Genomic DNA, 25,703 nt, shown 5'->3' on the forward strand with positions numbered 1-25,703 from the left:
ATGCGAAAAAAACAATATTTCACATCGGTTACGCTATTCCTGTTGCTAGGATGCTTGGTTATGCTGACGGCTTGCGATGTTATAACCGCCCAGAATATTACCAACACCGGTTCTGTACAAGGTATAAACGGGTTTGGCATGCCAAATGGTGGCGGTCTGGGCATGAACGGAGGAACACCAAGAGGTGGAAGGGGTACCCCGGGCACGAATGATCGAACAGGCAGTCCCGACATGACACAGGGGACGATGAATGCCGACATTACGGGTAGAATCGTCTCCGTGGAGGGAAACACAGTTACGCTGGCGTTACTTGAAATGCAGGACACCTCATCTCCAAGCATGGAATGGAAGGATACCGGAATGGAATTGAAATTGAATATAAAAGATGATGTCACTATCACTGAAGGCATGGGGATGCCACGCTCGGGCAAATCAAGCCCGAGTGCGAATACGTCCATTCAAGTGTCTGATCTTCAAAAAGAAAATATCGTGATGGTGTGGTATAAGGATAACTCTGAGACGGTGGAACGGATGATGGTTGTGCAGTAAAAGATGATGGGATTATCGTCATTTTGTAATTGCTTACAATAGGGTTATCGGCTATTATGGAAACAACTGGTTTTTTTGAAGGGAGTGAGCGTCATGAAACGACGGTCTAAGATGGTATGTTCGATCACTACAAATAAGGTAAGAATGAACTGAATACTTCCGGCAGACCATTAGACGAAGGGTGGAACACTTTTAGTTTCCCAGTCCGATCTGAGTTCTGCCGACATATAGGGATATAACTGCTCAATTTTTCTGGCGTATGCGAGGTTTATTTGCTTGTGCAAATTTCTCATACACTCAGAATTTTTAAAAGCCGCAGGCATAGCCTGCGGCTTTTTGCGCGCAAAAATAGGCACACGATGGCTATAAACCATCCACACGAAATGATTAAAAAGGAGAAATGCCCATGTTATCATTAAAATATTTATTTCAAAATAACAACCTTGCCGAGATGATTCTGAAGAATTGGAGTTATGATCCCGAGTCACTGGATATGTTTCAGTATTATCGCATATCCTCCAATGCCGTGTATCCGTTTAGAGATCAGGGAGAGGTCCGATTGCTTCGATTTGCCCCGGTAGAGGAAAAGAATAAAATCAACCTTAGCGCTGAACTGGATTTCCTCCGTTATCTTCGAACGAATCATTATGGAGCCATGGAGGTGGTACCTGCCCATTCAGGAACAGAACTCGTAGAGACTCACACGCCGTGGGGAACATACTACGCTTCCGTATTCAAGCGAGTACCCGGATCGCAGTTAGGGAGCATTGAACTGAATGACTCCATTCTGTACAGCTATGGTGAGGCTTTGGGGCAGCTGCATCATTTATCGCGATCATTCATACCTGAGCAAAAGGAGAAGCAGCGCTGGACCTATACAGATGTTTTGGATTGGATGCAGAAGATTTTGGAGGGGTTTCCTGCGGAGGCGGCTGCTCTGAACGAGGTAGAGCTTCTTCGAACGTATTTTGCAGCATGGCCGATAAACAAGCAAAATTTTGGACTTATCCACTACGATTTTGAACCGGACAATGTCTTCTATGACGAAAAAAACCAGTCTTGTTATGCCATTGATTTCGATGACTCGATGTATCACTGGTACGCGATGGATGTGGGGCGAAGTCTGGATAGTCTGCGTGAGGAGATCGAGCCTGAGCAATGGGAGCAGAAGAAACAATGGTTCCTGAACGGGTACTGGTCCAAGGCGGGAGAACGTTATGACCTGGAGAACATGTTCCCCGCATGTCGCCGGTTTGCCAATCTATATGGATATGTGCGTGTGTTTCGGTCTGCCGAAGAGCAATTTTCACATGAGCCGGAATGGATGAGTGCACTCAGAGCAAAATTGAGTCAGAAGATGGCTGAACAAGCGGAGCAATTTGGTCATCCGATGTAAAGTCTACACGTAAACAGTGATCCCATAGATTAAACATTGAACGTAAGTCACATCCCATACCAGAATCAATCCTCATAACTAACAAACCAGCTTGGGAAATCGAATGTAGAATCCCCGAGCTGGTTTTGAGCACAGGTTACCCCGCTGATTCGGGGCAGCTCATGCTCTTTCTACATATGTATCTATTTGGTTAGTCGAGACTCAGATCGAAATCAGGCTCACACATATATTCTAATGGGTACAGATCGTCACGTGCCGAGATTAATGCACGGAAATGCAGATCCTTGATACTGTGCTCAGATGCGTTTCCATCGGCGTGATTGGAGACAAGTTCAGCTACAACAAACACATCTTCTGCGAGGTTACATTTAAACAGAACATTCTTCGGATGAATAACTTCCTCCAGGTAACTGTATGTCATCACATGAAATGTTTGTGCACGCCAGTTTGTCTTGATTACTTTATAGGACTGTGTGCGAACTAGGTCCAGATAACGTTCCAGCTGGAACGTATGTTCAAATTGCGTAATATAACCTTGTTTATCTACATCAATCGTAAACTCCACATCGTTACTGACATGCATTTCATCTTTATAAGTTCCGTTCATGACCTTCATGACCTCAAAGTGTGATCCGAATGCCGGATCCTCCACATAGGGAATGGTTACGAGTTTGGCATCAACATAATCTGTAATCTTACTGTTCATGGAAGGTGGGCTGTAATACTTCGATGGCTGAAGATTAATGGTTCCAATCATGCTTCCAGGAAAACCGGGGCTGCAAGTTATTCGCATAGTCATCTCCTTCGTTGTTGGTCAGTAGTTAGACGAACGAGTAAGAAGAAAGTTGCACCAGAATAAGGAAATGAGGGATGGACGTGAATTCGATATGTTTCTTATGAATAGGAGTACTGGCACTATTTCCAATCTTCCTGCTCTTTTGATACAGTAACTATAGTTCATATCGGAGGTATATATCATATATGGAACAAGCACTTCAGATACTGATGCAAAATGCAGGTGCAGAAGAGAACACCTTTTTGTATATGCTGCATGAGGAAGCACGTTTCGATCAGGAACTATTCTGGGAATACGTGAACAGTATTGTGGAACTGACTCGTCTTACTGCCAATCAGCCTTTGGATCGAGAACTTTCCAGTGCCGTCAGCTTCACCTATTCCAAAATCATGGAGTATTTGCAATGGCATCAGTTGGATCGTGATGTGTATGAGATTAAACAGTTTCCATATGTCTACGCACATCAGATTGTGAATCTGCTAGGCAATGTAGTTAACGGTTTCTATCAAGGTATCCTACCCGATGAAGCCAGTTTCGATGAGGAGTTCCCCAATCCAGCCTTCACAGGCAAAATGGCAGAAGAGCAACCAGCTGTTCTGCAGCTGGGCTACTATAAACAACATACGAATGTACACGCCCTTGGCTTCCGCGAGGAAGATGGGGCGTATCGAATTGTTTTGAACGAAGAAGAGGATCGGGATCTTGCAGATTCCAGGATGAGTCGCCGAGAGGTGGAGGGAACGTATCTTTTTACGGCCCCCGATGCCAGCAGCGCCTACCAATGTTTTCACGAATGGGTCATGGAGAACAGTGCCCCGTATCGCTCTTGGAGAGGAGTCCATCGAATGAATGTGAATGAACATGTAATTGAACAGCAGCCGCTTACCTTTGTGGGAATCAAACAAACATTTTCTTGTGTGGATGGTGAGAATTTAAGAGGGATCCCCAAGATGTGGCAGGAGGCTTTGGCAGATGGGATTGAGGAACGTTTAAACGGGTTCAATAACGGAGCTATTCCCGGTCTGGTGGGTATCTGTGTAGATCAGAGGGAGTTGCAGGACAATCAAATGGAGTACTGGATTGCTACCTCTCACTCGGGTGAAGTGCCTGAAGGTTTGGTGTCTATCGAACTGCCCGCGTCCCATTGGGTTGTATTTGAGGTGGATGGATTAGAACCCGAGGCGATACAACGGTTGTGGCACCATATTATGACAGAGTGGTTTCCTTCCACTACATATAAGCATGCAGGTATTCCAGAACTTGAAGTGTATAAAGGCCACGGCACACCTCCCCAAATCTGGATACCTGTAAAATCTGTGTGAGAAAAATTATATCAGGAGGCTTACGATGTTATCCAATAAAGTAATTGAACACTGCCAGGAGCAAGGCTGGTGGCATGAAGATGTTCCGGCATCATACGAAGACGCATTACGGAAGCTTGAGATTGATCTTCATTCGGATTTTGCCCAATTTTATTTACATGCAGAGGATGGACCGACTTTTTACAGCAGGCATCAGGAGTTGTATCAGATCTGCTGGTTTATGGAGAACACCGTATATATGGAAGACATGAATGTAGCACAGCTTACACTGGGACTTCCCGAGGCGTATATTCCACTGGACAGTTTTGAAGGTGAAGGTGGATTTTTCTACAACCGTCGGACGGGAGAAGTGGTGCTGGTGGAATTGGGGGAGTCCATCGAACGGTTTCTTAATGGCGAGAGCAAACCGCAGTGGGCTGATTTCAATGCTTTTCTGGAATGGTATTTCGTCCTGGAGGAGACGGTGCAATGAAAGATCTGACACCGGAACATGTCGAACTGGAGCGACAAATTATTGAGACCGTAGAAGCCGGTAATGTGCTGGATGAGACGCAGCAGCATGAACAAGCACTTATCCATTATGATCAGGCATGGGGCATGTTGCCGGAGCCAAAGATGGAATGGGAGATTGCAAGCTGGATCGCATCCTGTCATGCGAATGCACATATCGATCTGAAGCAATATGAACTGGCAAAGCCGTGGGCTGAGATATCGTTACATACGCGGAGTACGGATAGAAATACGAGTCCATTGATCGATCTCGGCATGATCTGCATGAGACTTGAACAGCATGACGAGGCGTATATGTATCTGCACCAGGCGTATGAGTTCGGCAGAGAGCGGGCATTTCAGGGAAGTTCGAAGGACGTACTGAGTTATTATAAGGAAGAGCGGGCTAGGCGCAAGTAGAGCCAATTCCATATCCATACCATGCAACGAAAAGGGTACCCCGGTTTGGCCAAACATGACCATAGGAGTACCCTTTCAATTATTACGGCATGTTCGACTTCATCTAATCCGAAATGTTACGCGTATAGTATTCAATAATATCCTTACGACGGATAATACCGAGGAAGACACGATCGACATCCACCACAGGCACAAAATTTTGGTCTGCTGCAAGTGTCAGCATATCCTCCATCTCAGCCTCAATGAATACACATTCATTATATACCCGATTGTTAATCTCATGGACTTGAACCTGATCCATCGTATCAAAAGTCAATCCGGGTGTATTTCGCATTTTCCATAACAAATCGCCTTCGGACAGGGTAGCAACATATTTTCCATCCTGGTCAATCACGGGAATGGCGGTGTAGTGGTGCGATTCCAATTGCTCAATAGCATCTTTCATGGAAGCGGTAGACTTGATATAGGCCACTTCGGCTTTGGGGAGTAAAAAATAGCTGATTTCCATCATCGGGCTCCTTTTCAGCCTTTTGCATAGCAAAAAAGCTTTAGTATGTAATCTCACTATCCTTATTTAAACATATTATGTGAGCTTTCGGCTATTTTTAATGATAAATTCGTCAGATTTGTTTCATTGTTTAAATGGCGCTGGAAATCTATAGTGTATATTAGAGGTGATGTAACCATGAAATCCAAACGTAAATTAATGTACGGACTGCTACCCATCTTGTTTGCAGGTGGAATCGGAATGTATCTATACATGCAGAATAACAAAGAAGCAGAAGCCAAGCCCCAGACTACCGTGAATCAGTACGTAGAGCATCTGCAAAAAAAGGAGTTTGACCAGCTGTATACCTTGATGACGTCTGCTTCGCTGCAAGAGTCCGGCATGAACAAGGAACAATTTGTTGAAAAATACAATGCGATCTATTCAGGTATGGAAGTATCCACCGTCAAGGCAGAGGTTAAGCCAGTAGATATTGCCGAAACGGCGGCCGATGGCAGCAAGACCGATGCAGAGAAACAAAACCCGGATACATATGAGGTGGATTATAACCTGCAGCTGACAACTTTTTTGGGGGAAGTCAGTGAGACACATACATTGAAACTGGTTCGACTGGAGCTTGAAGATGGAAGCAAAAGTTGGAAAATTAACTGGCAGCCCTCGCTGATCCTGAATGACATGATTAAGGGCAGTAAGGTACGCGTGAGGACACTGTTCCCTGAGCGTGGAGACATTGTGGATCGTGATGGTTTGCCATTGGCTACCAAGGGTACGATGAACGAATGGGGCATTGTACCTGGGAAACTTGGTGATAACCCGGACCAGATGATTACCCAAATCGCAAATCATTATCAGGTTTCGGAAGATGCCATTCACAAGGCGCTTGCACAGACATGGGTGAAGCCGGAGTACTTTGTCCCGATTGGTTCAACAGAGGAGTTTGACGTGCCAGAATCTTTGAGCGGGGTTACGATGCAAAGCAAGGAAATTCGTTATTATCCACTCGGCGATGCGGCTGCGCACCTGATTGGTTACGTGCGTAAAGCCACCAAGGAAGATCTGGATAAGGATACAGAAGGCTATTATCGCGCAGAGGATTGGATTGGCAAAGCGGGTTTGGAGCAGTCCATGGAGAAACAGCTGCGTGGTGAACGGGGTGGATTGATTGAAATTACGGATGAATCCGGCAACTCCCGTTCTGAGCTTATTCGCAAGGATGCTGTAGATGGACAGAATGTTCAACTGACGATTAGCTCCAAACAACAGAAGAAATTGTATCAGACATTGTCCAGTGGTGGAGACGCCGGTGCGATGGTTCTGATGAATCCGACGGACGGCAACTTGCTGGCGTTGGTGAGCGCGCCTTCCTATAACCCGAACAAGATGGTTACAGGACTTACACAGGCAGAGTGGGATGCTTATTCGGCGAATGAGAAGCTTCCTTTTATCAATAGAGTCACTACTCGATATGCTCCAGGATCAACCTTCAAAGCAATAACTGCGGCAGCAGGCCTAATGGAGAAGGTAACGACAGCGGACAAAACCCACGAGATTTCCGGTTTGCAGTGGCGTAAGGACGACAGTTGGGGCGGATATTACGTCAAACGGGTGAAAAGCCTGAGCCCTGTCAGTATGGTCGATGCTTTGGTGTATTCTGATAATATTTATTTTGCGATGGAAGCCACCGAGATGGGCAGTGCAAAGTTCATCGACGGAATTCAAAAGTTCGGGTTTGATGACAATTTCGGGTTGGATGAACTGTACCTGAAGCCAAGTCAATATGCGAATGAGGCTCATAAAGACCTTTCCTCCGAGGTGCTGTTGGCTGACACATCCTATGGACAGGGTGAAATGTTAATGTCGCCAATTCATCTCGCTGCTGCCTTTACGCCATTTGTGAATGAAGGAAAGCTGGTGAAGCCTGTTCTGATTGCTGGCAAAGAAACCTCTGACCCCGAGGTGATCATTACACCGGAGGTGGCAAATACGGTCAAAGACGCTCTGAGAGAAGTCGTATCTCGCCAAGGCGGTACGGCACACACATTGAGTTCTGTTGGTGGCAGTCTTGCAGGTAAGACTGGCACGGCTGAACTGAAAGCGAAGAAGGGTGAGCAAGGGCTGGAGAATGGTTTCTTCGTCACCTTTGATACTGAATCACCGTCTTTTCTGGTGGCAGCGGTAATCGAGGAAGTCAACGGCCGCGGCGGCAGCCATTATGTGGTGGATCGCTTGAAGCCGTTCTTGGAGAAGCTTAAATTGACGGAACAGTAAACGAACGATATACATTTATTAAAAAGCGGGTTGAAGAATTCATTATACTGAGATGTGATTAACTCATGGACTGATTCTCCTTGTGTGAATGGTAGTGTAGCAACTATTATTCACACAGAATCAGGGTATGAGTTTTTTGTTGTCCAGTAATGCCTCTGCGCTTAGCCCGCTATAATCCAGGTCTGTTTACCGCGATATTTCTACATTTGCTGGTCTGGAATATATATCTTCATCGCAAAAGGAAATACGTGGCTAAAAAATAAAAACTCCATCCATATCTTTTCACCAAAAGAATTAGCTCTCCGGAACAAAAAATAAATGTATAAAAGGGCTATCCCCAGTTCATACGAGGGGATAGCCCTGGCCATTACTTATCCTTTGAACTTCTGCTTATTTCCTTGCAGTTAGCATAAAACGGGCCGAATTGGTGCGAATGCCTTGATCGCATCGATATGTTTCCACAAACTGCTGGAATCGCTCAGGGTCAGAGGCAGTTTCTCCAAAACCGGGAATGATCGGTGCATGGGTGAGCAGAAACAGCAAATCATCCGGTGTGGCGTAATACTCAATCGCATCATATTCACGGGCCTGAATGTCATGAAATCCAGCTTCGTGAAGTTCATGCTTGTAACGTTCCATCAAAGTGCCAGGTTGAATGCCAAGGCTTTGTCCACGGCCGAAAACTGCTGAAATGTTGGATTTATCGTGTTCGCTGACCTGCTGAGTTAGAAAAATCCCACCCGTATCAAGTACCCTGAAAACTTCTGAAGCAGAGAACCGTGAGTGTCTGGAGGATACCACATTAAAGAAAGAATCAGGAAAAGCCAGTTTTTCTGCGTCCATTTGAAGAAAGCGTACATTGGAATGAGTTCCCGCAGTCCGAAGATTCTGCTGTGCGGTCTCAATCATTCCTTGAGCAAGGTCGATTCCCACCAATAACAAGGCCTTTCCCGCAATGGACAACACAGCTTCTCCACCGCCTGTTCCAATATCCAGTAACAGATCGGACGATCGCGTACGGCGAGCAACTTCCTCATAGAAGTTCCATCCGATGTTCTCCGAGACAACATTCATGGAGCTGAAGTTCCAGCCATTCGTCTGGCCTACGCGTTCATAAAAGTCAGCATAATCTATATTGTTTTTCATTTACATTTCCTCCAATGTGAGTTTGATTAAACAGGACAAGAGAGTTGTGCCGAATCGTTCTATTGTAAATGATCGAATGGGATCAACTGGACAGACGTATCCCTTGATAGCTGGTACGCGTTTTGACCCAGCCCGACCACTATGTACTTCGAACAATACGGATCAACATCCGTGTCACCTCACAAGTTGGAATGTCTTCATTATATTCAATTGACAGCGCATTCGCGAGGTTCTATTTTGAGTTGGAATCTGTTCTATGCAGATTTTTGTCAATTTACCTGTTCAAGACCTGAAGAAATCAACGAACCGCAGGATCAAGGATTCATGTACGGATGGAGTTTTCAGGATATGGATGATCATCTGTTGGAAGTCTTCTATATGGATCTAAGCACTTTTCCTTCGGCATGACAAAAATATGTATGTAGAGCCTTCCTATAGTTGTATAGGAAGTTTTTTTGCATTCATTATAATTCGTTCAAACGTGAAAGGTTATCGCTATCGTATTGGCAAAAAGCAATATATTGTAATCCAGATTCACCAAACGGCGAAGAGGTATGCCGACTACAGGTTAACCAGGTGGACGTGGACAAAAGCCGTTTGAAATTCCAGGCACGACAGCTATAATCTAGATAGAGGTACCATTACGAGAATGGTCAACTGAAAATATTGCATGGCAAAGGTAAAAAAGTGAAATGATTGTAGAGGGAGGGTTGGCCGATGTGCCAAGTCTCCTTTTTGATTGCTTATATTCGATGCATCTGTTAAAATACAGAACGAATGTTCAGTATGCATGGAACGGAGTGAATGGAATGAATATGAATAAAAAACAACTTCAAACCGAGCAAACCAAGAAGAAACTTGCGGATGCTTCCAAAGCCCTTTTTGTACAGAAAGGCTATAAAGCAACGTCCATTGAGGATATTGTAGCTGCGACGGGTAGCAGTAAAGGCAATATATATTATCATTTTAAAAGCAAAGAAGGTCTGTTCCTTTATCTAATCGATGAGTGGGATCGGGAGTGGGAAGCGAGCTGGGCGGCCAAGGAACATCTCTATCGCACGTCCACGGAGAAGATTTACGGACTGGCTGAACAACTCGTCATGGATGACATGAATCACCCACTGACGAAGGCGGCTGATGAGTTCTTCACTGGGGAGAAGAAAGAAAATGATATTGAGGAACGGATCTCCTTGATGTTTGAGCGACATATTCAATTTAATAAACAAATGATAGAACAAGGCATTGAGAGCGGCGAGTTCAAAGCAGACAATGTAGATCATCTCGCATTGATCTTGGAAAGTACCATTATTGGCCTAAGCCAGATGTCACGGGGCATGGAGCCTGAACAGGCTCTTGCGTTATACCGCCAGGCTGCCAGTGTATTCTTGCATGGCATTGCAAAAGATAAAGCTTAAGCAACATTTTGACAACTACGGAGGATGGAATCATGGCATTACTAACACGGAACAGGGGCGCATTGCTGCTGTTAATGTTTAATATTTTTCTTGTTTTTACGGGTATTGGTCTGGTTGTGCCGATTATGCCTGCGTACATGGATCTTCTGCATATCACTGGCTTCACAGTTGGATTGCTGGTCGCGGCATTTTCCTTTACACAGTTTCTGTTCTCCCCGCTTGCGGGTCGTTGGTCGGATACGTGGGGACGTAAAAAAATTATCGTTGGCGGTATGCTGATCTTTGCCGTATCGGAGTTTATGTTTGGTGCGGTTAATGCACCGGTGCTGCTCTTCGCAGCCCGTATGCTTGGTGGGATTGGAGCAGCGATGATCTTCCCGGCGGTTATGGCTTACACTGCGGATATTACTACGGAGGAAGAACGCGGTAAAGGGATGGGCTTGATCAATGCAGCCATTACAACCGGATTTATCATCGGACCGGGAATTGGTGGATACATTGCTGACTTTGGCATTCGAATTCCGTTTTACGCCGCAGGGGTTGCCGGTTTGCTGGCATCCATCATTACATTAATTATTTTGCCTGAATCTACCCGAAGCACAGGAGAGCAAAGTAAACCTGTGGCTGGCGAGTCGAATGTCAAAGCTCCGGGCATGATATCTCAATTACTGAATTCGTACCGTGAACCCTACTTCTTCAGCTTGATTATTGTGTTTGTTATGGCATTTGGTCTGGCAAACTATGAGACCGTATTTTCATTGTTTGTGGATCACAAGTTTGGTTTCACCACGAAAGACATTGCATTCATTATTACATTTGGTTCCATCGCGGGTGCGGTGGTGCAAGTATCCCTGATTGGTTGGTTGCTCAACCGATTTGGTGAAAAGATGGTCATTTCAGTCTGTCTGTTGTTTGTAGCCGTATTTGTATTGTTGACCTTGTTCGTGCACACGTATTGGCTCATTCTTGTCGTAACGTTTATCGTCTTTCTGGGTATGGATATTTTGCGTCCGGCCATCAGTACACAGATGTCCAAACTGGCACAGGAACAGCAGGGTTTTGTGGCTGGACTGAACTCGGCGTATACCAGCTTGGGGAATATCGCAGGTCCGATTGTAGCTGGAGCACTGTTTGATGTGAATATTAACTATCCTTACGTTTCAGCAGCAGCCGTTCTGGCGATCTGTTTCCTGTTATCCCTGCGGGTACTTCGAGGAGGCAAAACGGTGAAACAACCGAAGACTGAGATGTAATTGTATTATTGGAAATGAAGTACATTAACACAAAAAACAGTCGATCACACCTAACGTGTGGTCGACTGTTTTTTATTATGTTATTAAAGGATTACGGTATTAACGAATTTCTCCATTCGTTTCAATCAGTTTTTGATACCAGTGGAAACTCTGTTTGCGGATACGTCTCAAATCCTTGATATCAAATTCTTCACGATCCACATAGATGAATCCATAACGTTTGCTTGACCCTTGATGTGTGCTAACCAGATCGATCGCAGACCAAGGGCAGAAGCCAAATACATCTACGCCGTCCGTGATCGCCAGTTGAATCTGTTCGATATGTTTATTGAAAAATTCAATACGATACGGATCGTTAACCACGTCGCCTTCCTCCAGTTTATCAAATGCACCCAGACCATTTTCGGTAACAATTAATGGCAGGTGATAGCGAGAGTAGATCTGACGCAGGGTAGAGCGGAAGCCGACCGGATCGATTTCCCAGCCAAACTCCGTTTTTTGCAGATTGGGATTCACAGATCCTCTATATGCGCCTGGTTCACCCACAATTTCATGCTGGTCTCCTGTATGAGAGAAGTCATTACCATCGTTCAGACTTTCACCAACCGTCTGGGAAGTGTAGTAGTTAAACGCAATAAAGTCAGGATTTCCTTGCGCCAGGATGTCCATATCTCCATCTTCAATGATGGGAGTATATCCTTTCTCTTTGAGATAACTCCAGGCAATATGATTATAACGTCCGTATACCGCCATATCGAGATAGAGCCAGTTACGAATGGCAGCATAGTTATCAGCCGCGAGTGTATCTTCTGGTTTGGAGCTCGCCGGGTAAATTACACCGATATTGGGAGCTGGGCCAATCTTGGCTTCAGGCAGCATATCATGACATAGGACCATGGCCTTAGCTTGAGCAACCAGCATATGGTGATTTTGCTGATACAGTGTTTTTTGCGGATCAACAAGTGTTGTATCCAGTGTCCCCAGAGAGCCAGGATGCAGGATCAGCATATTTTGTTCGTTAATGGTCAACCAATATTTAACCCGATCTCCGTAGTTCTCATAAAGGGTCTTGGCATATTGTTCAAATGCATCAATTGTGGCACGGTTGGACCAGCCTCCTTTTTCTTCAAGCGCATAAGGAAGGTCGAAGTGATACATGGTCACAATGGGCTCAATACCATATTTAATTAATTCATTAATGAGAGAATCGTAAAAGGCTAGACCCTTAGGATTCACTTCACCTGCTCCTTGCGGATAGATGCGTGTCCATGCGATCGAGAAACGGTAGGCTTTGAAGCCCATTTCAGCCAGCAATGCTACATCTTCTTTGTACATATGATAGTGATCACTGGTTACCTTGAAGTCGGTTACACCTTCGACATGGTTTCCCATGTCGATGACAGAAGGGCCTTTACCATCTTCATTCCAGGCTCCCTCAATCTGATAGGCAGAGGTTGAACCTCCCCAGAAGAAATCTTTAGGAAATGGTTTCAGTTGAGTATGTTTCATGGTTAGTTCCTCCTAAGTTGAATTTGTATAAGATAAGTTGGGTCAGACAACGAGAGTCAGCAGGACATCATTTTTCTGTACCTGTTCCTGAGTTGTTTCGAATACATCCACTTCCTGCTGCGTAAGAGTAACAATGACAGGGGTTACGGTTTCATATCCGGCTTCCTTGATCTTATCGATGTCAAACTGGATCAACAGATCGCCCTGTCTGACGATATCCCCTTCCTGAACGACAGGAGAGAAGTGTTTTCCTTTCAGCGCTACGGTATTGATGCCAATATGAATCAGAATCTCCGTACCTGCATTGGTTGTTAATCCAATGGCATGTCCAGTCGGGAAGAGGGAAGTGACAACACCGTCTACCGGAGCAACAACTTCACCAATCTCAGGCACAATCGCCAAACCTTTGCCCATAGCACCAGTCGAGAAGGCTGGGTCATTAATGGTGTTCAGTGCTACGGCTTTACCTGTAAGTGGGCTATAAATTTGTTCTTTCTTGATCTCCGTTGTTTTGGTCTCAGGTATGACAGGAAGCTCTACCGGCGTACTTTCAGCCGATGTGTTGGAACCAGATTCATTTTTCTCAGAAGCTGTGTCTTTCGTTTTGCTTTCATAACCAAACATCACCGTCAATACCGCTGCTACCGCAAAGGAGCAGGCAATCGCAATTACGTAGACAACCGTTGGTGTATATACAGGAATGGCAAAAATATTGTGGAACACATAAGCAGTCATTTTAACACCAAAGTGACCATTAATGGCACCGCCGATCGCACCTGCGATGACTACGATAGGAATTACACGTTTATAACGCAAGATCAGACCGTATACGATTGGTTCAGTTACTCCTGCAAGTAAACCGGTAAGGCTGGTGGAGCCTGCAAGGGTTCTCAGGGTTTTGTTCTTTTTAGCTTTCAGGAAAATACCAAATGCTACACCAATTTGTGCAAATACGGCTGCAGCAGCCATAGCTTCAATTGGATCGCCGCCAACCCCAATATTCTGAATCGTGATGGGAGTGAAGCCCCAGTGGAGTCCAAAGACAACCATGAAGGTCATGAATCCACCGAGTACAATCCCTGATAATATACCGCTGACGCCAATGAGCCAAGTTACACCGGAGGAGATCCAGTCACCTACCGTGGTGCCGAATGGTCCGAAGGCCAATGCAGACAAAGGAACCATAATCATTAAAGCAATCATTGGTACAAGGAACAATTGCAGGTCTTTCAAAATGATCTTCTTGAGTAACTTATCCAGAACAGCGTAGATACTGATTGATATGAAGATTGGGAATACGCTGGCTGAATAATTCATCATCACAACCGGTATACCCAGGAACGATACATCTGAGCCCTTATCCATCAGCCCGGTGAAGCTCGGCTCCATCAGAGCGGCACCAATTACGCCAGCTACATAAGGATTGGCTTTCAGCTTCATACCCAGTGTGATCCCAAGGAAAATGGGCAAGAAATAAAATACAGCGTTGCCGGCAGCGGATAAAATCAAGTATGAGTCACTTGTATCCGACATCCATCCGAGCATGGTCAGGACAGTCAGCAAAGCTTTTAGCATACCTGATCCTGCCATAGCGGGAATTAATGGCGAGAAGCTTCCGGATATAATTTCAAAAACTTTGGATAATACCGAGGTTTTATCTCCAGTGGACTCAGAGGATGAGGAAGAATCTCCCCCGAAATCCCGGTTTTTCATAATTTCTGCGTACACATGAGCCACATTACTACCGATGACCACCTGGAACTGGCCGCCGCTTTCGACAACGGTAATAATGCCGTCGTGTTTCTCGAGCGTTTCACGTTCTGCCTTTTTTGAATCTTTCAGGTCAAATCTCAGCCGGGTCGCACAGTGGACAAGACCATTGATATTGGCTTCTCCGCCGACGAGACGAACGATGTCATCCCCCATTTTTTTATGATCCATGTTCATTCTCCTTTGTTGTTAAGATTGCCTGAAAACAAAAAAATACCTAAACGAATGGCTATGATCATCGGAAAGATGACCTGTTGCCAATCATTTAGGTATCGCCTGCTTGAGCAGTAACAATCCTTGTCGTTAAGTTGTGAGACCTACTATATATGACGCCGTAATCGTTTGCAAGCTTTTTTTATTCCGCGTCCAGCAACTCGTTACGGGAAGTGACACGTTGAATATGGATCGTCAAATACACCTTTTCATCAATGGACATGGCACTTTCAAACTTGTCTTCAAGATAATGATTAATCAACTGGGTGCACTGAAAAGCCTTGCTATATTTGTCTTTCACCTGCTCATACAGAAAGTTATCGCCTGAAGCAAATTGCTCCTGTTCATTACTTAACATTCGCTGCACAAAGTATTGCAGATGGGTAATAAACCGGGAATAATTAAATGAATTTTCATCCAGGGCGATGTGGTAATGGTTGGTCACAATGTTGAAGATATCATCAATAACTTCGGTAATTTCAACGGTCTGTTTCATGCCTTGAGCATCTTGGCGTGCGTTGACAAAATGCATGGCAATAAAACTTGCCTCATGTTCATCCATTTGGATGCCGAATTGTTCCTGGATCAGCTCCACAGCATTCATACCAACCCCAAATTCCTTCTTGTAAAACTTTTTAATTTGCCACAAAAGGGAATTCTTCAGCCCGACGGATTTACGGTACCGGGTAATGGCAAACTGAATATGATCGATCAATGATATATAGATATTATCACTAAAAATATCGCCCATTTCCTTTTTGGCATGGCCCACAATTTCGTCTGCTAACTTCAAATATTCAACCGATGTTTCCCCAATCAGATCAATGAGCTTTTGCGGTATTTTATCTGATTTCAGCACAAAGGTTTTTTCAATTTTATCCTCATCCACGGGCTGGCCGTTTTTCTTTTTAAAGCCAAGACCGTTGCCAATGACAACAAATTCGTGACCAACCTGGTTCTCAGCCCGGATGACATTGTTGTTGAAAATCTGACGAATGATCATATATGTGTTTCACCTCAATGGTCATAATAATAACAAAAAACCCAAACTAAGGCTCCATAGACAGCCTTGGTTTGGGTATCGCCTGCTTACCAGTAACAATCCCGAAGGAGATACAGCTTCCTCTTTCAATTATGTCCACTATACCGCTTTCATAACAGAATAACAATACAATGATTTATGGAAATGGACGTAAAGACGTGGATTTTTGGTATAATAAGAGATGCTGGAAGTGAATTAGATGGGCTGGGTTGCATAATAAGTTACCGAGGACGGTCATTTTTAAGCATATACAGGATTATTGGAGTGATAACATGAGTAAAGCAAAAGGTAAAGGCGGCACCGGCCGTGGCACGGGTAAAAAAGGCTGGAACCGATGGCAAGCCGCCGCTAACCGGGCAAAAAGTACACCGAAGCCTTATAAAAGTAAAGGTACGAAGAAGAAGGATGATACCGAAACTTCAAGTGGCAAGCCCGAGTAAATGTGGTTTGACGATGCCAGAGGAGAGAGCTGCCTGACTAACGGGTGGGTCTCTTTTTGTTTGGAAATATAGAAAATTAAATTGACAGTAGTGTAGATTTGGTAATAATATAGAGCTTACGCAAATTAGATGGTAGTGCTACTATATGGAGAAAGGAGCATCAGTATGCCTGTTAATATGGATGAAAATCCACTTGGACTGATTCTGTCACGGACGTATCTGGCATATAAAAAAACAACAACCAGAAATCTGAGTGAACAGGATATTACTCCGGAACAATTTGCAGTTCTGAATGAATTGAGCAAGGCTGGAAGTCATATATCACAGAAAAAACTGGCTGAATTAACCGTTCGGGACCAAACAACTGTGGGTAAAATTATAGACAAGTTGATTCGTAAAGGTCTGGTGACAAGAGAAGAAGATCCACAGGACCGCAGAGCGGTATTGCTTTGTTTGACGGCGGAAGGACTGGAAATGAATAACGTTCTGACACCAAAGGCAAAACATCAAGAGCAAGAGGCACTCGCCGAATGTTCCCCTGAAGAGCTTGAAGTATTCATGAATGTGATGAATCGCATCTATGAAAAGATGAAATAAATTTTTTTGGCCATATATGTGCATGTGCATATATATGTAGTGCAATTATTTTAATTTTAACTAATGGGAGTCGTGAACGAATGAAAAGCTTCAAAGATTTTCTTAAAGTGCCACAGACAAAAATAGGGTTGGTTTTTGCATTGATTGTTCCGCTGTTATTTGTTGTGATCTGGATGACGGGTTATCATCAAGCCACGGAGAGAGTGGATCAACTTCAAGTTGCTTTGGTGAACGAAGATGGGACACAGGGAACAGAGGTGCAGAAGCAGATTGAAACGCTCGCGCCTTTCCATGTCAATGTTCTGAATTCTTCACAGGAAGCCGAGAAACAGATGAATGCGGGTAACTATGCGATGGTTATTGTTATTCCGGAAGGATTCACTGACCAGATTGCAGGCGGTACAGACGCGAGTTTGTCCTTTTATATCAATCAGGGAAATGCCGATGTAGCCAAATCCATTGTGGAACATGCGGCGACCGGAATGACTGCACAAATGGGTCAAGGGATTCTGGAATCCAAGGTTCAAGTGACACTTAATAACGATAGTATAAACAGCGATAAACTGAGTTCAGCTATTGGACAAGCGATGGCGAAGATGAATGAAGGGCCTGTGAAGGCTGAAATTAATAAAACGAACAGTGTCAGTGATTTTGCTACATCGATGCTGCCTATGATTCTGGGTTTTATCACCTACATTGCTGCGATGACCATGAACATTCAGTTCAATATCACGTCGAATATCATGAAGCGTAATCACTCCAAATGGGAAATCTTCTGGGGACGGCAATTGCTGTTATTGTGTATAGCTGTGATCGTTCCTCTGATTGTGGATACAGTCGCTCTTCAGTTCACGGATGTGGCGAGCTCCTTCGGCGCGTTGTATCTGTATCATGTGCTGGTGAGTCTGGCTTGTATCTGTTTCACACAAATGAGTTTTGCCCTGTTTGGCAATGCAGGCCCTCTATTTAATGTGGCGATGGTTCCACTCCAGTTGATGACTGCAGGAAATATCATTCCAGCCGAGATGCTGGCGCCATTCTATCGTCATATTGGAAACTTTTTGCCCGCCTCCAATGGGGTACAGGGATTTATGCGTTTGATCTATAGTGGAGAAGCCGTAGGTGGATACATGATTCATCTTCTGTTGATCGCGGTTATAACGTGGGGGATTACGCTGCTGCGAGTTGGCATGCAAAAGAAAAAATCTGTCCAACCCACGGTCCCAACGGTTACAGCCTAAACATAATAAGAAAGATCTGATGTGCAGCAACGATCCTGAAGATACGATATATCGTATCTTCAGGATCGTTGTTTTTGTTATTGAGCCTAATAATCAGAGGTCATGTTTTAACGGTTACGAAGCCAAAATCTGTTTCAGAAAGTACAGTTATTACTTCATACGTGCCTGTTATGACATGAAAGTTTAAGTGATGAGATTGAGTGCTACACTAAGTTTACATAAAAGGCACAACAAATCTAGGAGGTAAACGAATATGCAAACGGTATTTACTGGAGAGAATATTCAATTCAGTTATAACAAAAAGAAACCAGTACTAAAACAATTATCCTTATCGGTTGGAGATCGTCAGATTTACGGCTTACTTGGTCCCAATGGGGCAGGGAAATCTACTTTAACCAGAGTTATGCTTGGGCTGGATAAACCTCAAAATGGTAAAATTCAATGGTTTAACGAACATCTCAATGCAAGCACAAACAAACGAGTAGGTTATGTTCCACAGGATTTGGCCTTGATTTATGACCTATCTGCTTATGAGAATGTATTGTTTTTCGGTAAACTGTACGGATTAAAGGGAGAGCGTTTGAAGAAACAGGTTCGTTTTGCCCTTGAATTTGTTGGACTGTGGGAAGAACGCAAACAAAAACCTAAAAAATTCTCGGGTGGCATGAAAAGAAGACTCAATATTGCTTGTGGTATTGTCCACAACCCGGATGTCATCATACTTGATGAGCCAACAGTGGGTGTTGATCCACAATCCCGTAATCGAATTTTGGATGCCATTATAGAGTTGAATCAACTTGGAACAACCGTTATCTATATTTCTCACTACATGGAAGAAGTTGAACGAATTTGCTCTCATGTCGGAATTATCGATGATGGACAATTGCTCTGCCAAGGTAAGCTCAATGATGTAATTCAGGAACATACAGACCAGGCTATCATCCGTTTGGAGCTACAACGTAAAAGTACGGCGTACACCAAGCAGCTTGAGGATTATGTTGTATTACTGGCAGAAGGCAACAATGTCGAGTTGGGAGTCCCTAAAAATGACGTGAATGCAATAAGTCAGATCAAAGATTCTTTTGGCGAAGATGTGAAAAGCTTTCAATATATTACCCCTAATCTGGAACAAGTGTTTTTCAAATTAACAAGAAAGAATCTGAGGGATTAGATCTATGTGGACGATATTTGCAACGAGTATGAAGCGTAAGCTTCAGAACCCTGTCGTATTTGTCAATTACATCCTGTTACCGCTTCTTTTGATTATGATTCTGGGGAATGCATTGTCTGGTGTGTTTCAGACAGGAGATAAGGAAACAAAGTCCACTATCATATCTCAGATTTCAACAGTTGTGGTCAATGAAGATAGTGGAGATGTTGGGAAAAATATTGTTTCATTCCTTAGTAGTGAAGACAACAAAGAGATGTTTAATGTCAAGGTAGGCTCTAGTAGCACACAAGCGCTCAAGATGTTGGAGTCTGGAGAGGTAGAACAGTATATATATCTGCCTAAAGATCTAACAAGTGAGTATGAGAAAAATAAGAACGGTAACATCACGGTGTATGGTAAGGATAATAATATTGAGAAAGTTAATATTACAGACCTGGCCCTATCAGCCTATGGTGATGGCTACCTGGCAATGGAAGTTGCGAGTGCGGGCAATCCGAATATCGTATATTCACATGAGTATAGTAACATGTTGGTTGCTCCGGGAACTGCAACAGAGGCTTCCACGGAGAGTGGTTCCAATATTTCAGCGATGAGCTATTATGGCGTGACTATGTTAGTTCTGATTCTTGTATATGGTTTGGCTAATACCATGAACTTTGTACAGGAAGAGTACAGTGAAGCATTAGGAGATCGTTATCTGGTTAGTCCAATTTCCAAAACAGCTTTAATTATGGGGCAGTTTCTAACAGGGTGTACGATATCTATTCTTCAAGGCGCAGTCATTGTATTCTGTGCAAAACTCTTCTTCAACGTCAGCTATGGAGACAACATGATGTTTGTATTCTTCATCATTATCGCAGGTTCAATTTTCTTTAACGCTCTAGGGTTGCTCTTGGGGGTTATTGGACGCCGAATCAAACAAGTGGATGGTGTAGTGACATTGTTGATTCCGGTTATGACATTTGTGGGTGGCGGATTCGTTAAACTTGATATGGGTGAGCTCAGTTCCATAAGCATCAATGAAGTGTTCCAACGTCCAATGTTCGATTATATTGGGCAAGGCGTAATTGATTTGATGCCTGTATTTACTGCCCTTATTGCTGCAATGGGATTTGTTCTAATTGCAGTGTACTCCCTCACAAGAAAGGAGGCACGATAAGATGCGGGTATTCGAACTGTATTTAAGACGTATTTTCAAGCGAAAACTTACCTTTATCTTAATCTTGTTGTTGCCAGTTGTATTTACGTATTCTGTAGTAGCGCAATATGAGGAAGCAACCAAGGTCACACTTACGATGTATGTAGAAGATTCAGCTGTGAATTCTTATATCACGGATATGCTGAAGAAGCAGAATGTCACCATTACTCAAGCAGCTTCGGCAGATGATGCTATTCATCATAGTACCAATCTGGGAATTGTATTCCCTTCAAGCACTCAGGACATATTTAATGATCCGGATCTGCTCAAGGTGAATAGTTACGTGAATGAGCAGAATTTCAATTCAAACTCGTTGGAGATTAAACTGAATAGTGTATTCTCTGTTTTAAAAACATTGGCCAAAAATGCCACCAGTGAAGAATCATTAACCGCAGGTATGAAAGAAGCTGCTGCCACCAAAGCTCCAATACAAGTGGAACAGAAGATTCTTGGAAACCCTAATGCGGTGGTATTAACGAGTTCATTCAATATGATTGTGTTTATCATTATGTTCCTTACAATGACCAATACACTATTATTCCTTGGTGATAAGGTGCATACCACGACCCAGCGTTTATTACTGGCAGCGAGTAGTAAATTGAGCTACTATGTGCAGACCGTAAGTGTGTTTGCAGTCATCGGTGTAGGACAATTTATACTTATGATTGCTCTGATGACCGGAGTTTTCCAAATTGATCTGTCTTTATCGTTCGGAGAACTTCTATTGCTCGTGTTGGCGTATGGATTACTCAATATGATCGCGGCAGGTATTGGGTTACTGCTTGTAAGTCGTACAACCAAAATGTCTACCGGGCGGTTGCTTATTACCGTAGTATCACTTCCTCTGGCGATGTTAGGCGGAACACTCTGGCCAAGTTCAATTATGCCTGAAGGCATGCAAAAGATTGCAAGTGTATTGCCTACCCATTGGATTACAGAGTTGAACAATGAGATGTTCAGTGGGTTTACAGGTAACAGTAGCATGATTACAGTGCATATTATCAGTTTGTTCGTCTGTGCTGCGGTTATTTTTGTACTACTGACAAGAGTGAGAACGGAAGATATTTAAGCTCTTCCAGCGTATAAAATATAGCAGAACCTCGTTTTCCCGGTACATCCTCGAATTTAAGGGAGATGCCGGGGATACACGATGGAGATCGGAGGACGGATTATCTTGACCATTCAGGTTGCGCAAACCATCGAATTATCCAATCTATCATCTCTACACGAAAAAATTCTGTATGCCGAGAAACATCGTAAGAACTACGATATATTCTTCACCGTGAAATATGATTCTAAGTGGGCGGCTTGTAATATAGCTGATGCTATTGAACGAGTAATGGAAGGCCATAAAGCTTTAGGATTAACCATTGTACAGAAGGAGTCCCAATATGCTTTTTGTTCAAGGCTAAACACGCCTAATTCATTTAGAAGTCATATTTCTCTTCAGGATGTCAAACTGGATGTTTTTGAGGGAGAAGGGTTGGCAAAATACTATATAGATGAAGCGGAGTGCAGAATTGAATTTCTTATCCATCATCTGGTGTTTGATGGCGATTCGATGAACGAGTTCATGACCGCATTGGAATATTCAGTGCTTCATGGTGAGTTCTCTGTTCCTGCTGGTCTGTACGATATGCCAGAGAGGTCCCTAACAATTCGAAAAAAAGATTCATCGATGCTCCATGACTATTTCGAATCCTTTAAGTCCATATCCCATTTCTCTGCTCATGAGCCATTGGAAGATCCCGTTTATGGAAAAGTCAAATTGTCATCACAAGTGTGGGAAGCCATAGGATCATTGGCACAAAAGCTCCGGATTACCAAATTTGGTGTCATATTATATGCAATAGCTCTTGCAACGGAGCGTAGGCAATCCCGTTTCGGGATAGTTATATCACGGCGGAATCATCAGACAGAACAAAATCAGATTGGTAATTATACAGATGTTGTTCCGTATTCATTCCAACTGTCAGAACAGCTGAGTTACAAGGATAACGCCAAAGCTCTGTTCAAGAATTTTTTTGTGGCTATTGAATCTTCAAGTGCATTAACTTATGAGGAATATATGAATCTTATTGGCGTGAAGGGTTTTGACTTGGTCGTCTCTTATACACGAATGTCAGATCCAATTGCCCATTCTGAAGTGTTCTCAACCTTTGTTTTGGGAGATTATTTGTACAAATATGATAACCATACCCAATTCAATGAATATGAAGACGGTCTGTATATGGAGTTTCGTTACGATAACACCTTAGTAAAGGGCGTATGTGATTGTTTGGGAGAGATGGTACTTGAATTGAATAGTATTAATCTCGATGAGCAGTTAAGTATGAGTGGGCAGGAAGTAAGTATCAAAAAAGGTGAAGTTGAGCCAAAAAACAGCGCCACTATTAGTGCTGATAAAGCTCAGCGGAGTTCTACACTCCAACTTTTGTTTGAGCGATATAACGAAGAAGATCATCTACTGGATACGGATATCACCTCTTTCGAGATTGCTCAGATCATTACAGATGCCTACGAGTACTATGACGTTCAATTGTCTTACCATGATATTTATACTTCTTCTACAATTAAAGAATTGAAACAAAAACTCAGTAAAAAGTCCATTTCAGAACGGGAGGATGGACCAGAATCGACTAACCTTAATCATTATCATCTTCCTGGCTTTTTGAAAACAATCTTTATTGATAGTTTTCGTTTCATAAATACGGATATGTACAATGTAAGTTATGCTTTACGTCTAACGTCTCAGGCAGCCAGCCATATGGAAAGGGTTAAAGAAGCTATAGAACAGGTTATTCAAGGAAATGATATTTTTTTCACTTCATTTGAAATGCAGGATGGCCAGTTTATAGCTTCAGTAATGCCTCAGCAGCAGGTACATATTGAGTGGGTGGATGTAGGAGATTTAAGCGATCTACAGCGAGATCAAGAAACACTTCGTATACATCCTCACTCACAATTATGGGACTTCAAACTTGTTCATTTGAATTCCACAGGAGATATGTATCTGTACTTCAATATTCATCATATACTTATTGATCATATGGGTATTCAAATCCTAAAAGATCAGATAACAGAGTGTTATAACAATCATAAACCTGTATATTCGCAATATGCTTCATTGGCAGAGGAGTACAGTCATGCTACCTCTATAGCCCTCAAGCAATGGGAAAGTCTTCTTCCGTACAAACAATTCCACAATCCGGGTAAATCATCTCTTGGTAGTGGATACTTTCATCCATATCACTGGAACCTGGAGATAGGCATACCGAATTTCGAAGAGACAGAATTAAGGATACTAAACGTAGTCCATTATTCATTATCCAGATATTTTGATTACGAAGAGGGATATATTGGTGCTGTCTATCATGGGCGTGTTATAGCACGAACCAGTCAAGTCATTGGTTCATTTGCCAGAGTTTTACCCTTGTTTTTCTCTACTACGAATTCGGATATTCTGAAGAACAGCCTTTATATTGCAAGAATGAACCAAACGGTATCTTTAATGGATTTGAATGAACATGGATTTAATCTATCCTATCCTCGTGTTGTTTTTCAAACACTGCAAGAAGGGGAAGAGCCTGAGGATTCATCTATATTTGATCAAACGATTGAATTTGATGGATTATCCAAGTTTCAAATTTTCGTTCAGCTGCGTAGAGGTTTTTCAAATTCCCAACTCAGTGTGTATATCGATAGTAACGTATATGACTCAGAAGAAGAAAGACGGATAATGGTTACTTTTGAGCGAGCTTTGAGGGAGTTTCAGATAATTCCTATGGATATTGAAGGAGGGGTAACATCAGATGGACCTTCTTCAATCTAGCGAACTGACATATATACAACGAAAAATGTTTATCTGCAATCAATTGCCTGTGTATCGTTTGCCATTCATCTATGAAATTCCAGAACCTGTTAGTCTTAAGGAGGTCTGCACTGCTCTTTTAATAACAATACAGGAGTGTCAAACCTTACAGAGCCGGTATACCTATGATGCGGAGCACCGAATGTTTAATCAAGTTTATCACCGCCTGGATCCACATCAATTTGAAATTCCGCAGATCTATTTAGATGAACATCCCGAAATTTATTTGAAGCAAAGGAAAGAAATGATCGATCTTACCAAAGAATATCCCTGGAAAACTCAATTCGCAGAGTATAAACAAAAGATGTATTTACTAATTGAATTTCACCATATCTGTATTGACGGATGGGGTATTCGAAACTTTGAATCTATGTTTATGGATCACCTTGCAGGACGATCCCGGAATTCACCAGATAGCGACTTTGGTTTTTACCAACGAATTAATGAGTTACAAACCAACAAGTCTTCTTTTACTAAGGAAGAATTCTTAAGGCTATCTGGACAAAATATGCATGTAACAACTAAAAAAGGTCATTTGGAACGTCTAATAAAACAATTGAAACCTGAACAATTTCAACATATTGAGAAAATTTCAACCTTGTTGAAAGTAACCAGAAATTCAGTTTTTCAAGGATTATGGGAATCGGTATTAGAACAGACTTGCACAGGCAGCGTGTATGGAACTATAGGTAATTGGCGTATGAGTATGGGAGCATTTCATGAGATTGGTTGTTTTGTACAGATGCAGTCCCGAAGAATTGTTAGGGGACGCGACATTTTAGCAACGATCCAACAGATCTCCTTGGATAATCTCAGTGCGTTTGCAGAGCGGAGCATGGAACCACCAACACGATGTAACATGGATCATCCAGTTGTCTATTCCTATGAAGAAGATATGTTCAGATACTTTCAATATATTCCTGCGGATAACTTAAACAAATTTGAACTATACATCCGTGTTTTTCTAGTGAATGGTAACGCACAGATCGAAATTGAATATAATCCAAGCCAATACAGTGAAGAGCAAATTCGATTTATGTTAGATCTAATGGATACAACGCTGAAAAACTGTCTTGTCTGAAAGGGGGA

The 25,703-nt window shown here is 43.0% G+C and carries 22 protein-coding genes and 1 pseudogene; 17 read left to right on the forward strand and 6 right to left on the reverse strand.

Annotated features, from left to right (window positions below):
* Together MKZ12_RS04205 and MKZ12_RS04210 are read left to right on the forward strand one after the other, a co-directional pair.
* Nucleotides 1-549, forward strand: coding sequence for a hypothetical protein (locus MKZ12_RS04205; RefSeq protein WP_339239614.1), 549 nt, complete (start codon nucleotides 1-3; stop codon nucleotides 547-549).
* Nucleotides 550-955: 406 nt separating this feature from the next.
* On the forward strand, nucleotides 956-1,945 hold the full coding sequence (locus tag MKZ12_RS04210; protein ID WP_339258905.1) for a phosphotransferase: 990 nt from the start codon (nucleotides 956-958) through the stop codon (nucleotides 1,943-1,945).
* Nucleotides 1,946-2,135: 190 nt separating this feature from the next.
* Here MKZ12_RS04210 and MKZ12_RS04215 read toward each other — a convergent pair whose 3' ends face one another.
* Complete coding sequence (locus tag MKZ12_RS04215; protein WP_339258907.1) at nucleotides 2,136-2,738, reverse strand: hypothetical protein; 603 nt, start codon at nucleotides 2,736-2,738, stop codon at nucleotides 2,136-2,138.
* A gap of 188 nt (nucleotides 2,739-2,926) precedes the next feature.
* Here MKZ12_RS04215 and MKZ12_RS04220 point away from each other — a divergent pair, with 188 nt between their 5' ends.
* Genes MKZ12_RS04220 through MKZ12_RS04230 form a run of 3 tightly spaced genes read left to right on the forward strand, consistent with a single transcriptional unit; the run spans nucleotide 2,927 to nucleotide 4,972 of the window.
* Nucleotides 2,927-4,063, forward strand: a complete 1,137-nt coding sequence (locus MKZ12_RS04220; RefSeq protein ID WP_339258909.1) for an Imm41 family immunity protein — start codon at nucleotides 2,927-2,929, stop codon at nucleotides 4,061-4,063.
* 25 nt (nucleotides 4,064-4,088) lie between these two features.
* The gene (locus MKZ12_RS04225; protein ID WP_339258910.1) at nucleotides 4,089-4,535 is read left to right on the forward strand and encodes a hypothetical protein; all 447 of its coding nucleotides are present in this window, start codon (nucleotides 4,089-4,091) and stop codon (nucleotides 4,533-4,535) included.
* Nucleotides 4,532-4,972 (forward strand): hypothetical protein, encoded by a 441-nt coding sequence (locus MKZ12_RS04230; protein WP_339258912.1) that lies wholly within the window; start codon nucleotides 4,532-4,534, stop codon nucleotides 4,970-4,972. The genes MKZ12_RS04225 and MKZ12_RS04230 overlap by 4 nt, the downstream gene beginning before the upstream one ends.
* A gap of 103 nt (nucleotides 4,973-5,075) precedes the next feature.
* Here the strand turns inward: MKZ12_RS04230 and MKZ12_RS04235 are convergent, their stop codons facing one another.
* Nucleotides 5,076-5,480: a CBS domain-containing protein gene (locus tag MKZ12_RS04235; RefSeq protein ID WP_074093601.1), complete on the reverse strand. Its 405-nt coding sequence runs from the start codon at nucleotides 5,478-5,480 to the stop codon at nucleotides 5,076-5,078.
* Between the two features lie 177 nt (nucleotides 5,481-5,657).
* Between MKZ12_RS04235 and MKZ12_RS04240 the strand changes: the two genes are divergently transcribed.
* Nucleotides 5,658-7,748, forward strand: coding sequence for a penicillin-binding transpeptidase domain-containing protein (locus tag MKZ12_RS04240; protein WP_339258914.1), 2,091 nt, complete (start codon nucleotides 5,658-5,660; stop codon nucleotides 7,746-7,748).
* Between the two features lie 390 nt (nucleotides 7,749-8,138).
* On the opposite strand, the gene MKZ12_RS04245 is transcribed toward MKZ12_RS04240, so the two are convergent.
* Entirely contained in the window at nucleotides 8,139-8,894 is a 756-nt protein-coding gene (locus MKZ12_RS04245) for a class I SAM-dependent methyltransferase (RefSeq protein WP_339258916.1), read from the reverse strand.
* Nucleotides 8,895-9,194: 300 nt separating this feature from the next.
* Here MKZ12_RS04245 and MKZ12_RS04250 point away from each other — a divergent pair.
* The 3 genes and pseudogenes from MKZ12_RS04250 to MKZ12_RS04260 all read left to right on the forward strand — a co-directional run.
* Nucleotides 9,195-9,302 (forward strand): annotated as a pseudogene (locus tag MKZ12_RS04250) (glyoxalase/bleomycin resistance/extradiol dioxygenase family protein); the annotation flags it as partial.
* A gap of 407 nt (nucleotides 9,303-9,709) precedes the next feature.
* Nucleotides 9,710-10,309 carry a TetR family transcriptional regulator C-terminal domain-containing protein gene (locus MKZ12_RS04255; protein WP_339242912.1) on the forward strand — a complete coding sequence of 200 codons (600 nt, stop codon included), beginning with the start codon at nucleotides 9,710-9,712 and terminating at the stop codon, nucleotides 10,307-10,309.
* Between the two features lie 32 nt (nucleotides 10,310-10,341).
* Complete coding sequence (locus MKZ12_RS04260) at nucleotides 10,342-11,562, forward strand: MFS transporter (protein ID WP_339258918.1); 1,221 nt, start codon at nucleotides 10,342-10,344, stop codon at nucleotides 11,560-11,562.
* A gap of 99 nt (nucleotides 11,563-11,661) precedes the next feature.
* On the opposite strand, the gene MKZ12_RS04265 is transcribed toward MKZ12_RS04260, so the two are convergent.
* From MKZ12_RS04265 to MKZ12_RS04275, 3 genes are all read right to left on the reverse strand, one after another.
* Nucleotides 11,662-13,071, reverse strand: coding sequence for a glycoside hydrolase family 1 protein (locus tag MKZ12_RS04265; protein WP_339258920.1), 1,410 nt, complete (start codon nucleotides 13,069-13,071; stop codon nucleotides 11,662-11,664).
* A gap of 42 nt (nucleotides 13,072-13,113) precedes the next feature.
* Nucleotides 13,114-15,012: a beta-glucoside-specific PTS transporter subunit IIABC gene (locus MKZ12_RS04270; RefSeq protein ID WP_339258921.1), complete on the reverse strand. Its 1,899-nt coding sequence runs from the start codon at nucleotides 15,010-15,012 to the stop codon at nucleotides 13,114-13,116.
* A 184-nt stretch (nucleotides 15,013-15,196) separates the two neighbouring features.
* Nucleotides 15,197-16,057: a PRD domain-containing protein gene (locus MKZ12_RS04275; protein ID WP_339239640.1), complete on the reverse strand. Its 861-nt coding sequence runs from the start codon at nucleotides 16,055-16,057 to the stop codon at nucleotides 15,197-15,199.
* Between the two features lie 311 nt (nucleotides 16,058-16,368).
* Here MKZ12_RS04275 and MKZ12_RS04280 point away from each other — a divergent pair, with 311 nt between their 5' ends.
* From MKZ12_RS04280 to MKZ12_RS04315, 8 genes are all read left to right on the forward strand, one after another.
* Nucleotides 16,369-16,536, forward strand: a complete 168-nt coding sequence (locus MKZ12_RS04280; protein ID WP_076333364.1) for a DUF3934 family protein — start codon at nucleotides 16,369-16,371, stop codon at nucleotides 16,534-16,536.
* 165 nt (nucleotides 16,537-16,701) lie between these two features.
* Complete coding sequence (locus MKZ12_RS04285) at nucleotides 16,702-17,133, forward strand: MarR family transcriptional regulator (RefSeq protein WP_339239642.1); 432 nt, start codon at nucleotides 16,702-16,704, stop codon at nucleotides 17,131-17,133.
* Nucleotides 17,134-17,213: 80 nt separating this feature from the next.
* Nucleotides 17,214-18,374 carry an ABC transporter permease gene (locus MKZ12_RS04290; RefSeq protein WP_339258922.1) on the forward strand — a complete coding sequence of 387 codons (1,161 nt, stop codon included), beginning with the start codon at nucleotides 17,214-17,216 and terminating at the stop codon, nucleotides 18,372-18,374.
* A gap of 253 nt (nucleotides 18,375-18,627) precedes the next feature.
* Nucleotides 18,628-19,545 carry an ABC transporter ATP-binding protein gene (locus MKZ12_RS04295; protein WP_339239647.1) on the forward strand — a complete coding sequence of 306 codons (918 nt, stop codon included), beginning with the start codon at nucleotides 18,628-18,630 and terminating at the stop codon, nucleotides 19,543-19,545.
* 4 nt (nucleotides 19,546-19,549) lie between these two features.
* Nucleotides 19,550-20,704, forward strand: coding sequence for an ABC transporter permease (locus MKZ12_RS04300; protein WP_339239650.1), 1,155 nt, complete (start codon nucleotides 19,550-19,552; stop codon nucleotides 20,702-20,704).
* 1 nt (nucleotide 20,705) lies between these two features.
* Complete coding sequence (locus tag MKZ12_RS04305) at nucleotides 20,706-21,812, forward strand: ABC transporter permease (RefSeq protein ID WP_339239653.1); 1,107 nt, start codon at nucleotides 20,706-20,708, stop codon at nucleotides 21,810-21,812.
* A gap of 105 nt (nucleotides 21,813-21,917) precedes the next feature.
* Nucleotides 21,918-24,575 carry a condensation domain-containing protein gene (locus MKZ12_RS04310; protein ID WP_339258924.1) on the forward strand — a complete coding sequence of 886 codons (2,658 nt, stop codon included), beginning with the start codon at nucleotides 21,918-21,920 and terminating at the stop codon, nucleotides 24,573-24,575.
* A complete protein-coding gene (locus tag MKZ12_RS04315; protein WP_339258925.1) occupies nucleotides 24,556-25,695 on the forward strand; it encodes a condensation domain-containing protein in 1,140 nt (379 codons plus the stop codon). Before MKZ12_RS04310 ends, MKZ12_RS04315 begins: the two co-directional genes overlap by 20 nt.
* Nucleotides 25,696-25,703 lie beyond the last annotated feature (8 nt).

The organism is Paenibacillus sp. FSL R5-0713, from assembly GCF_037973325.1.
In the GTDB taxonomy this organism is placed as follows: domain Bacteria; phylum Bacillota; class Bacilli; order Paenibacillales; family Paenibacillaceae; genus Paenibacillus.

Coding starts and splice junctions, on each gene's coding strand:
- MKZ12_RS04255 (WP_339242912.1), top strand. CDS start 9,710: ATGAATAAAAAACAACTTCAAACCGAGCAAACCAAGAAGAAACTTGCG.
- MKZ12_RS04305 (WP_339239653.1), top strand. CDS start 20,706: ATGCGGGTATTCGAACTGTATTTAAGACGTATTTTCAAGCGAAAACTT.
- MKZ12_RS04205 (WP_339239614.1), top strand. CDS start 1: ATGCGAAAAAAACAATATTTCACATCGGTTACGCTATTCCTGTTGCTA.
- MKZ12_RS04275 (WP_339239640.1), bottom strand. CDS start 16,057: ATGATCATTCGTCAGATTTTCAACAACAATGTCATCCGGGCTGAGAAC.
- MKZ12_RS04235 (WP_074093601.1), bottom strand. CDS start 5,480: ATGGAAATCAGCTATTTTTTACTCCCCAAAGCCGAAGTGGCCTATATC.
- MKZ12_RS04215 (WP_339258907.1), bottom strand. CDS start 2,738: ATGCGAATAACTTGCAGCCCCGGTTTTCCTGGAAGCATGATTGGAACC.
- MKZ12_RS04220 (WP_339258909.1), top strand. CDS start 2,927: ATGGAACAAGCACTTCAGATACTGATGCAAAATGCAGGTGCAGAAGAG.
- MKZ12_RS04315 (WP_339258925.1), top strand. CDS start 24,556: ATGGACCTTCTTCAATCTAGCGAACTGACATATATACAACGAAAAATG.
- MKZ12_RS04270 (WP_339258921.1), bottom strand. CDS start 15,012: ATGGATCATAAAAAAATGGGGGATGACATCGTTCGTCTCGTCGGCGGA.
- MKZ12_RS04245 (WP_339258916.1), bottom strand. CDS start 8,894: ATGAAAAACAATATAGATTATGCTGACTTTTATGAACGCGTAGGCCAG.
- MKZ12_RS04290 (WP_339258922.1), top strand. CDS start 17,214: ATGAAAAGCTTCAAAGATTTTCTTAAAGTGCCACAGACAAAAATAGGG.
- MKZ12_RS04295 (WP_339239647.1), top strand. CDS start 18,628: ATGCAAACGGTATTTACTGGAGAGAATATTCAATTCAGTTATAACAAA.
- MKZ12_RS04260 (WP_339258918.1), top strand. CDS start 10,342: ATGGCATTACTAACACGGAACAGGGGCGCATTGCTGCTGTTAATGTTT.
- MKZ12_RS04210 (WP_339258905.1), top strand. CDS start 956: ATGTTATCATTAAAATATTTATTTCAAAATAACAACCTTGCCGAGATG.
- MKZ12_RS04230 (WP_339258912.1), top strand. CDS start 4,532: ATGAAAGATCTGACACCGGAACATGTCGAACTGGAGCGACAAATTATT.
- MKZ12_RS04240 (WP_339258914.1), top strand. CDS start 5,658: ATGAAATCCAAACGTAAATTAATGTACGGACTGCTACCCATCTTGTTT.
- MKZ12_RS04280 (WP_076333364.1), top strand. CDS start 16,369: ATGAGTAAAGCAAAAGGTAAAGGCGGCACCGGCCGTGGCACGGGTAAA.
- MKZ12_RS04285 (WP_339239642.1), top strand. CDS start 16,702: ATGCCTGTTAATATGGATGAAAATCCACTTGGACTGATTCTGTCACGG.
- MKZ12_RS04225 (WP_339258910.1), top strand. CDS start 4,089: ATGTTATCCAATAAAGTAATTGAACACTGCCAGGAGCAAGGCTGGTGG.
- MKZ12_RS04300 (WP_339239650.1), top strand. CDS start 19,550: ATGTGGACGATATTTGCAACGAGTATGAAGCGTAAGCTTCAGAACCCT.
- MKZ12_RS04265 (WP_339258920.1), bottom strand. CDS start 13,071: ATGAAACATACTCAACTGAAACCATTTCCTAAAGATTTCTTCTGGGGA.